The sequence below is a fragment of the Nonomuraea maritima genome (assembly GCF_900100395.1).
GTDB lineage: Bacteria > Actinomycetota > Actinomycetes > Streptosporangiales > Streptosporangiaceae > Nonomuraea > Nonomuraea maritima.
Map to the genome: position 1 here is coordinate 104,630 of NZ_FNFB01000024.1, position 8,840 is coordinate 113,469.

The following is an 8,840-nucleotide window of genomic DNA, read 5'->3' on the forward strand; positions in this document are numbered from 1 at the left end:
AGCCTCCGTATTCAGTTGCCGCAGGGAGAACGTACGCAACTACACGATCGGGCCGACAGACCCCAGAGGACCAATTTCTCGCTGCTGTGTTGACCGGGAATGACTAGTCACCCCCTCTGTCAAGGCAAAACGGTGTCGGACTACCGATTAGGTCAGTGTTTCGACGTACCCTAAGGAGCGTGCAAGCACAGCGCAAAGATCGCGCCAACCCGGTACTCAACGTTCTGCGTCTGCTCATCGCGGGAGCGGCGGCCGGGGTGCTCACCGCTGCCGTGGCGCTGCCGGCCATCGGTGGAGCGGGGATCTCCACCAAGACCGCCGTCGAAGGGCTCAACCTCAAGCCCGAGCAGCTGGAGGAGCCCCCCTTGTCGGAGGTCACCGAGCTGTTCGACACCAACGGCGACCGCATCGGGCGGTTCTACTTCGAGAACCGCGAGTCCGTCACCCTCGACAAGGTCGCCCCGATCATGCGCACCGCGCTGATCGCCATCGAGGACTTCCGTTTCTACCAGCACGGACCGATCGATGTGGAAGGAACGACAAGAGCGCTCGTCAAGAATCTGACGAGCGGCGGCGTCATGCAGGGCGGTTCCTCGATCACCCAGCAGTACGTCAAACAGGTTCTCGTCAACAAGGCCGAGACGCCCGAGGAACAGGCGGCGGCCATCGCGCCGACGGTCTCGCGCAAACTGTCCGAGCTGCGCTACGCGATGGCGATCGAGGAGAAGTACAGCAAAGATCAGATTCTTGAAAAATATCTGAACATCGCCTACTTCGGCGCGGGCGCCCATGGCATCCAGGCGGCATCCAAGCGCTTCTTCGACAAGCCCGCCTCCAAGCTCAACCTCGTCGAGGCCGCCACGCTGGCCGGCGCCGTCCAGAACCCCGCCCGCACCGACCCCAACGTCGGCTCCGAGTCGCGCGCGCGGCTGCTCGAGCGGCGCAACGTCGTGCTCGACCGCATGGCCGAGCTGGGCAAGATCACGCATCAGCAGGCGGCCGAGGCCAAGAAGAAGAAGCTCGGCTACAAGGACATCGAGGCCCCCGGCGGCTGCGAAGAGAGCAAATACCCGTACTTCTGCCTCTACGTCCAGTACGAGATCCTCAACAACGAGGCGTTCGGCAAGAACCAGGACGAGCGCAGGAAGCTCCTCCAGCGCGGCGGCCTGCGGATCAAGACCACGATCGACCCCAAGATGCAGGCGGCCGCCGACAAGGCGATCAGGAAGTACGTCAGCACCAAGGACAAGCCCGTCGCCTCGCAGGCCATGATCGTGCCCGGCACCGGCGAGATCAAGGCGATGGCCGCCTCCCGCAAGTACGGCCGTAGCAAGTCGAAGAACGAGATGAGCTACAACATCGTGGCCGACGGCGCCCACGGCGGCGGCCGCGGGTTCCAGCAGGGCTCGACCGCCAAGGTCTACACGCTCGCCGCGGCCCTCGAAGAGGGCATGAAGTACGAGGACGGCTTCCCCTCCCCCGCGGGATACCAGGCGAGCGGCTACAGCTCGTTCAAGAACTGCAAGGGCCAGAACGTCGGCGACCCGTCCCACACCGTGCGCAACTCCAGCGAGGGCGGCGGCGGCTTCAAGACGCTGCAGACCGGCACCTGGGGCTCGGTCAACACCTTCTTCGTCAGGCTGCAGGAGAAGGTCGGGCTCTGCGACGTCGTCAAGATGGCGAAGAAGCTCGGCGTCAAGCGGGCCGACGGGCAGAAGCTCTCCGAGGTCGAGACGTTCACGCTGGGCGTCAACGAGGTCGACCCCGTCACGATCGCCAACGCCTACGCGGTCTTCGCCTCCCGCGGCAAGTACTGCAAGCCGCTCGCCATCACCGCCGTCACCGACCGGTACGGCAAGACGACCCAGTACAAGCCCAAGTGCTCCCAGGTGCTCGACGAGAAGGTGGCCGACGCGGTCAACGGCATCCTGTCCGGGGTGTTCACCAAGGGCACGATGACGGAGGTCGGCGGCATCGGGCGCGACGCGGCCGGCAAGACCGGCACCACCGACAACTACATGTCGGCCTGGTTCGCCGGCTACACCCCCAACCTCGCCTCGGCGGTCAGCCTCGGCGACCCGCGCGGCACCTCCGCCCACAAGCTGATCGGGATCACGATCGGCGGCAGGTACTACACGTACGTGTACGGAGCGTCGATTTCCGGGCGCATCTGGAAAGACTCCATGCTGACCGGGCTGAAGGGGGTCGAACCGACCAAGTTCACGGCGGTCGACAAGTCGCGCTTCGGCGGCTGCTCCTCCAACTGCGCGCCCAAGCCGCCCAAGAAGAAGCGCGACGACGGGCCGCGCGACCCGTTCGGCCTGTTCGACAACGGACGCGACGGTGGCGGCGACGGTCCGGGTGATCGTGACCGGGGCAACGGCTGGCGCGGTGGCGACGGTCCCGGCCAGGGCCGCGGCAACGGCGGCCGGGGCCACGACGCAGGACCCATCGTCCTCGACGGCTGACCCCGTCGCCGGGCCCGGCGGGGCGCTCAGCGGCGCTGTGCCGGGCTCGGCCGTCCGCTCAGGAGCGCCGGCGCCAGGGCTGGGCTGATCGCCGCCCCGGGCCTGGACGGCCGCTCTTGCGGCCGTACGGGCCGGTGACGTTCGGGGCCTCCGCCCGACGCGGCGGGGGAGGCCCTGGTGACGCCGCGCCGGGCCGCGGTGAGCGGCTACTTGGCCGCGAGCCTGGCGCGGACGGCGGCGGCGACGCGGCCGCCCTCGGCGCGCCCGGCGACCTTCGGGTTGACGACCTTCATGACCTGGCCCATGGCCTGCGGCCCCGAGGCGCCCGTCTCGGCGACGGCGGCGTCGACGAGCGCGGCCAGCTCCTCGTCGGACAGCTGCGCCGGAAGGTACTCCTCCAGCACCGCCTGCTCGTCCAGCTCGGCCTGCGCCTGCTCGGCCCGGCCCGCGTTGGAGAACGCCTCGGCCGCCTCGCGCCGCTTCTTGGCCTCCTTGGTGAGGACCTTGATGATCTCTTCGTCGCTCAGCTCGCGGGCCTCCTTGCCGGCGACCTCCTCGACGTTCACCGCGGCCAGGGCCATACGAACGGTGCGGAGGCGTACCTCGTCGCGGCTCTTCAGCGAGGCCGTCAGATCGGCCTTCAGCTTGTCCTTCAATGCGCTCATGCGCTCCATCTTGCCGTCTGCGCGGACCGTCCCGGTCGTCTCGCGCCGGATGTCGGGCATCATGAAGAGGTGAGGAAAGCCGTCGCAGTACCCCTGTCCGTGCTCGGTGTCGGCCTCGCCGGGCTGGGTTACGCCTCCGTGGTGGAGCGCAACTCGTTCCGCCTGCGCCGTTTCGACGTGCCCGTGCTGGAGCGCGGCCGCCGTCCGGTGCGCATCCTGCACCTGTCCGACCTGCATCTGACGCCTCGCCGGACGATGCTGATCAACTGGGTCCGTTCGCTGGGCGCTCTCGAACCCGACCTGGTCGTCAACACCGGCGACTCGATCGCCCACCCCGACGCCGTCCCGTCGCTGCTCCACGCCCTGGAGCCCCTGCTTTCGCGCCAGGGCCTGTTCGTGTACGGCTCCAACGACCTGTACGCCCCCAAGCCGAAGAACCCGGCCCGTTACCTGTGGCGTACGTCCAAGAACGAGCGCCGCCAGCACGTGCCGTCCCTGCCGTGGGAGGAACTCGGGGCGGGCATGGCCGCCGAGGGCTGGCTCGACATGAACAACACCACGGCCCGCATCAAGGTGGGCGACCTCGACGTGGCCGTGGCCGGCATCCACGACTCCCACATCTCCCGCGACCGCTACGACCTCGTGGCCGGCCCGGCTCCGGCCGACGCCGACCTGCGGCTGGGCGTCATGCACTCTCCCGAGCCGCGCAACATGTCCCTCTTCGCGGCCGACGGCTACGAACTCCTGCTCGCCGGACACACCCACGGCGGCCAGCTCTGCATCCCGTTCTACGGCGCCCTGGTGACCAACTGCGGCATCGACCGGGCCAGGGTGAAGGGCCTGAGCCGCCACGACGGCTCGTGGCTGCACGTGTCCGCCGGCCTGGGCACCTCGCCGTACGCGCCGGCCCGTTTCGCCTGCTTCCCGGAGGCGACTCTCCTCACTCTGCTTCCCCGGCGCTAAGACGGTCACAACCACGCTGGAAGTGGGCTAGACTTTTCAAGCACGCACGCAAGGGTGTGCACCGGGGTGTAGCGCAGCTTGGCAGCGCGCTTCGTTCGGGACGAAGAGGTCGTGGGTTCAAATCCCGCCACCCCGACACAGTTGCCGCAGGTAGAAGGCCGCTTCCGAAGATCGGAAGCGGCCTCTCTTGTCTCCTGAGTGACTATCTGCGTGACTATGCTGCGGATCCGCATCAGGCCGGAGGCAAGAGGTCCCACTTCTTCAGGAGCGCCGGTAGGTTATGGGGCTCAATCCCCAACTCCACCCTGAGAGTGTCAAGGACCTGATCGCAGACCCCGTCCAGATGTTGCCGGTTGACCTTCAGACTCTCCCCCTCCACGAACCGGAGGGCGAGCTCATGCTCCGTTAGAAACAGCCAGCAGGCGTCAGTGGTTTTCGGGGAGCCCAGCAGGATGATCTCATCGAACGAGTCCCGGACGCGCTTATGCAACTCTTGAAGCCGGGCTAACGTCTCCTCAGACAGCGCATCCTTCTGCAGGTCATCGATCGCATCCTGCAGGAGATTGGCCCAGCTCTGGGCAAGTCCAGAGAAGCTTGAATAGAGACGAAGGCGCTCATTCCGCCAATAGGCCTTTAATTCGTGCTCTCTCTCAGCTTGGAGGCGCTCCTGCTCACGCTTCCATCTGAGATCCTCTCGGGCCACTTCGCGACTCCAGCGACGATCCTCGCGCCAGGCGTTCACAAGCTGCCCAACCACTACGCCGATCACGCCCAGTATGGCCACAACCACAGGAACCCAGATCGAGACCTGCCCTGATGTCACAAGCTGAGGATACGTTCTGTCACATGGCGACACAGCCCCAGTGATATCTCAAATCTCGAACAAGACGCGATGAGGCCCCACCAGGCCGGGTTCCATCCTGGTGGGGCCCATTCGCGTGCAGCTATCTCTTTCGGAAGATGCGGTCCATAGCTACTGCCCCCTCTTGGAGCACGGGGCGGATCTGCTTGCGATAAACGGCTTCCGTGACAGCTGTGCTGCTGTGGCCGACAAGCCTGGAGATCTCTTCGATCGGAATGCCGTTGTCTGAAAGCAGCGATACGAAGCTGTGACGAAGCTCGCGGGGCGTCCACTCCTTCGGGTCCACACCTTCCGCGTCCTTGATGGCGTTGCGGAAGTCGCGGCGGACGTTGGCGGCGTCCAGCGGCTTGCCTGTGGCCGATGCGAACACCAGCCCGCCTTTCGACCATGCGTCGCCTTGCTCACGCTGCTGGGCTTCCCGGTGGCGGCGCAGTAGATCCACGCAGCGCTTGGGAAGGGCCAGGGTGCGACGGGACTTGCGGGTCTTGGTGTCTCCCCCGGCGCGCACCGAGCGCCAGACGGCCACGTGCGGCGGAACGGGCGGGCGGGCGTCCGGGGCACCGTCCAGGTCCACGTGATCCCATGTGAGCGCCCGCAGTTCCTCCGTGCGTGCTCCGGTGAGCAGCGAGAGCACGATGTAGGCGTACATACGGGAGCTCTCAGCCGCCTTCAGTACGGCTTCCGCCTGCGCGAACGTCAACGCCTTGGACGGGCGTCCCTCCTTCCCCTTCGGGACCGAGCACAGTGCCACTACGTTCCGCTTCACCTTGTCTCGGGCCATCGCTCGTTTGATCGCGCGGTTCAGGCAGCCGTGAAGACCCTGAAGGGTCCGGGTGCTGAGTGACTTCGCTTTGGTGGCGAGCCACTTGTCCACGTCTTCCGCGCTCAGGTCTCGCAGCTTCCGAGCGCCCAGGCCAGGGATGATGTGGGTCCTGCACAGGATCGTGCAGGTCTTCACCGTGGCGGGGTCCCGACCATTCAGGCCGTAGGCCAGCCAGTCGTTCACCGCGCGCTCTACGGTGTAGTCGGCCGGGGCGATGGCGAGACCGTCCTCATAGTCGCGGAGGACTTCCTTGAGCTTGTTCTTAGCCTCGGTCTTGGTCTTGCCGCTCCCCCGTTTCACGATGCGCTTGCCGCTGGGGTCGTAGCCGAGGCTGGCGGTGGCGATCCAGCGTTGGCGCTTGTCGTCCCAGTGGAGGCCGCCGTCTCCTCTGCTGCGTCGCTTGGTCATCAGGCTGCTTCCTCTGCTTCCTTCTCCAGGAGGGCGATGTAGTCGCGGATGGCGCTGGCGGTGATGAGTCGGGCGCGGCCCTGCTTGACGGAGCGCAGGCGGCCGGTGCGGATCTGGTCGTAGATGACGGTGCGGCTCATGCGGAGCAGGCGCATGACGTCGGTGACGCGGTAGAGCTGGGTGTCGGCGAGCCGGACACTGTCCGGCGTTGAGGTGGTCACTGGTGGCTCTCCTCGTCGGCGTGGACAGCGGGGACGGGCAGCAGGGCCGGTTGTCCCTCGTGGGCGTGGGCGTTGGTGCTGGTCGTGGTGTGGTCAGGGACGGTCGGGACGCCGGGGACGTCTCCCGAGGGCGATGTCCCAGGGAGCCGGTAGTGGCCAGTGGCGTTGACGCAGAGCTGGCCGTCGGCGTTCATGCGCTGGCAGGTCTTGCGAACGTTCTCGTAGGACAGGCCGGTGCCCTCGGCGATGGCCTTGGGCGTGCTGCCGGGATGCTGGCGGACATGGCGGATGATGGTGGCGCGGGTGTCGGACAGCGTGTGGTCTTCGGGTGGGCCGTCCAGCAGGTGCCAGAGGCCGGCGGCCGGTTGGAAGGCCATGGCGTACTCGGCTTCTTCGACGTCGCGGCCGGTGACGTGCAGGACGCCGTCAGCGGTGCCACGGGCGCGTTTGAGGACGAGGGTGGCGTCTGCTGCCCCTGCCAGGCCGTTGGTGCCGGAGACCTCGCTGAGGAAGTCTTCGGAGGCCATCTTGCGGACGTGATGGACGAGGACGACGGCGACGCCGTAGGTGTCGGCCAGGCGCTTGGCGCGGCTCATGGCGGCGTAGTCGGCGTCGTAGGCGGACAGGCCGGGCGGCGTGGTGCCTCGAATCTTGGCGAATACGTCGATGACGACCAGGCGGGCGTTGCCGTGGCGCTCCAGCCAGCGGGCGATGGCCTCTTCCCCGCCCTGCGGGAGGGTGGGGCAGGTGGTGGCCAGGGTCAGGTCCTTGGGCGCGGGCTGGCCGCCCAGGATCTTGCCCATGCGGTTCTGGAGACGGCGGGCGGTGTCCTCCAGGGCGAGGTAGAGCACCGGGCCGGGCTCCACCTCGATGGCCTCCAGGGCCTTGGCGCCGCTGGCGACGGCGATGCCCAGGCCGAGGCTGAGCCAGGACTTGCCGACCTTGGGCGGACCTGCCAGGAGGCTGAGTCCTTCGGCGATGATGCCGGGGACGGCCCAGCGGGGCTCCGGGAAGGTCATGGCCATCAGCTCGTCGGCGGTCCAGGAGGTACGGAACGGCACGACCTGAGCGGGCGCTTCGACGGCGTCACCGTTGACCAGGCGCAGGTGAGTGGTGCGGTCGTTGGTCATGCGGCCACCGTCCGGGGACGGCGGGCTCCGGCGCGTAGGCCTGACGCGATAGTGCGCTGGGCTTCGCCGTAGGGCTGGCCGATCTGCGCGGCTGCCTCCGTGAGCCACGACGTGACGGCGGCGGCGTTCAGCTCGCCTCCGGCGACGAGCTGGCCGAGGGCGACGGCGGCGAGGTACAGCGCGTTGTTGTGGCCGTGCGGCGGTGAGCTGGTCACCCGGTTCAGCTCGCCGAGGACGGCGGCGCGGATGTAGGAGCCGCGCCGGTCGGAGGCGAGTGGCACCGTGACCGGCTTCTGGGGCGGCAGCGGGGCTGGGCGTAGACGTTCGACCAGCCAGGCCGGGAGCGGAGCCGGTGTGATCGGGCGCAGGACTTCGTAGGTGCCACCGCCGTGCTCGTCGGTGACGCGGCTGCCGGGGCCGACGACGTAGCCGCCGTTGGCGCGGGTGTCGATGAGCCAGCCGAGGCTGCCTCGGGTGTTCGTCAGAGTGGCTCCTTCGGGTGCGGTGAAGTACAGGTGCAGGCCGCCGCGTCGGGTGTGGACCTGGAAGGTCTCCAGCGGGAGCGGCTGTCCGGCCTGCTCGCAGAGGTGGGCGAAGACGTCTGCGCCGTCGTGGATGCCGGGGCGGTTCCACTCCGGTGGCGGCTGCTCGCCGGGCTTGGGCCGATCCAGGTCGATGACGACCAGGCGGGACGGGCCGGTGGCGATGCCGAGGTTGTACGGGTGCTGCCAGATCCGGCGGATGGTGGCTGGGTCGGTGGTGGTGCGGTCCTGCCAGGCGGTGAAGCCGCGGGGCGGTGTCTTGCTGTTCCGGGCGAGTGGGAAGACGTGCCAGCCTCGGGCTGCGGCCGCGAGAACGTAGCGGGTCAGGTTCGTAGTGGTCATAGGCGCTCCGTTCGGAGTTCAGCGGGTGGCGTCGCGGTGCAGGGCGCGGGCGTGGTTCCAGAGGTGGCGACCGATCCGCAGGCGCAGGCCGGTGCCACGGCAGCGGCGGCAGTCGTGCGTGCCGCGTCCGATGCGGTTGGGCTTGCGGCCCTTGCCCTGGCACGCGCGGCAGCGGCGGAAGGGCCTGATGTAGCACTCGGCGGCGTAACGGACGGTGATGAACAGGACGGTGACGATCACGGCGCTAACGACGAACTGGGCAGGGGTCACGACGGGCCTCCTGGGCCGTTTTCGGGTGTCGTCAAGCGAGGGCGCTAGCGTGCTAACGCCCTGGCCAGGGCTTATTTCTGGTGCTAGCGGGGGTGCTAGCGCTAGCAGGGTCGGCCGCTAGCGCCAGCACCCCTCGCCGGGGTCAC

Annotated in this window: 9 protein-coding genes and 1 tRNA gene; 3 read left to right on the forward strand and 7 right to left on the reverse strand. The window is 67.9% G+C overall.

From position 1 onward, the window contains the following. The first annotated feature begins 179 nt into the window (after positions 1-179). Entirely contained in the window at positions 180-2,468 is a 2,289-nt protein-coding gene (locus BLR04_RS29540; RefSeq protein ID WP_090771384.1) for a transglycosylase domain-containing protein, read from the forward strand. A 206-nt stretch (positions 2,469-2,674) separates the two neighbouring features. Here the strand turns inward: BLR04_RS29540 and BLR04_RS29545 are convergent, their stop codons facing one another. Continuing rightward, positions 2,675-3,133 carry a GatB/YqeY domain-containing protein gene (locus BLR04_RS29545; protein WP_090771426.1) on the reverse strand — a complete coding sequence of 153 codons (459 nt, stop codon included), beginning with the start codon at positions 3,131-3,133 and terminating at the stop codon, positions 2,675-2,677. Positions 3,134-3,202: 69 nt separating this feature from the next. On the opposite strand from BLR04_RS29545, the gene BLR04_RS29550 reads away from it, so the two are divergent. Continuing rightward, the gene (locus tag BLR04_RS29550; protein WP_090771386.1) at positions 3,203-4,096 is read left to right on the forward strand and encodes a metallophosphoesterase; all 894 of its coding nucleotides are present in this window, start codon (positions 3,203-3,205) and stop codon (positions 4,094-4,096) included. Between the two features lie 62 nt (positions 4,097-4,158). Further along, positions 4,159-4,232: transfer RNA gene (locus tag BLR04_RS29555), tRNA-Pro, on the forward strand. A 96-nt stretch (positions 4,233-4,328) separates the two neighbouring features. On the opposite strand, the gene BLR04_RS29560 is transcribed toward BLR04_RS29555, so the two are convergent. From BLR04_RS29560 to BLR04_RS29585, 6 genes are all read right to left on the reverse strand, one after another. Then, positions 4,329-4,919 carry a hypothetical protein gene (locus tag BLR04_RS29560; protein ID WP_143022265.1) on the reverse strand — a complete coding sequence of 197 codons (591 nt, stop codon included), beginning with the start codon at positions 4,917-4,919 and terminating at the stop codon, positions 4,329-4,331. Between the two features lie 121 nt (positions 4,920-5,040). Next, the gene (locus BLR04_RS42000) at positions 5,041-6,189 is read right to left on the reverse strand and encodes a tyrosine-type recombinase/integrase (protein WP_090771390.1); all 1,149 of its coding nucleotides are present in this window, start codon (positions 6,187-6,189) and stop codon (positions 5,041-5,043) included. Next, positions 6,189-6,410, reverse strand: coding sequence for a helix-turn-helix domain-containing protein (locus BLR04_RS29570; protein WP_176903345.1), 222 nt, complete (start codon positions 6,408-6,410; stop codon positions 6,189-6,191). The genes BLR04_RS42000 and BLR04_RS29570 overlap by 1 nt, the downstream gene beginning before the upstream one ends. Next, positions 6,407-7,540, reverse strand: coding sequence for an AAA family ATPase (locus BLR04_RS29575; protein ID WP_090771393.1), 1,134 nt, complete (start codon positions 7,538-7,540; stop codon positions 6,407-6,409). Before BLR04_RS29575 ends, BLR04_RS29570 begins: the two co-directional genes overlap by 4 nt. After that, positions 7,537-8,424, reverse strand: a complete 888-nt coding sequence (locus BLR04_RS29580) for a bifunctional DNA primase/polymerase (RefSeq protein ID WP_090771395.1) — start codon at positions 8,422-8,424, stop codon at positions 7,537-7,539. Before BLR04_RS29580 ends, BLR04_RS29575 begins: the two co-directional genes overlap by 4 nt. Positions 8,425-8,442: 18 nt before the next feature. Then, positions 8,443-8,694 (reverse strand): hypothetical protein, encoded by a 252-nt coding sequence (locus BLR04_RS29585; RefSeq protein ID WP_090771396.1) that lies wholly within the window; start codon positions 8,692-8,694, stop codon positions 8,443-8,445. Positions 8,695-8,840: the final 146 nt, after the last annotated feature.

Coding starts and splice junctions, on each gene's coding strand:
- BLR04_RS29545 (WP_090771426.1), bottom strand. CDS start 3,133: ATGAGCGCATTGAAGGACAAGCTGAAGGCCGATCTGACGGCCTCGCTG.
- BLR04_RS42000 (WP_090771390.1), bottom strand. CDS start 6,189: ATGACCAAGCGACGCAGCAGAGGAGACGGCGGCCTCCACTGGGACGAC.
- BLR04_RS29575 (WP_090771393.1), bottom strand. CDS start 7,540: ATGACCAACGACCGCACCACTCACCTGCGCCTGGTCAACGGTGACGCC.
- BLR04_RS29580 (WP_090771395.1), bottom strand. CDS start 8,424: ATGACCACTACGAACCTGACCCGCTACGTTCTCGCGGCCGCAGCCCGA.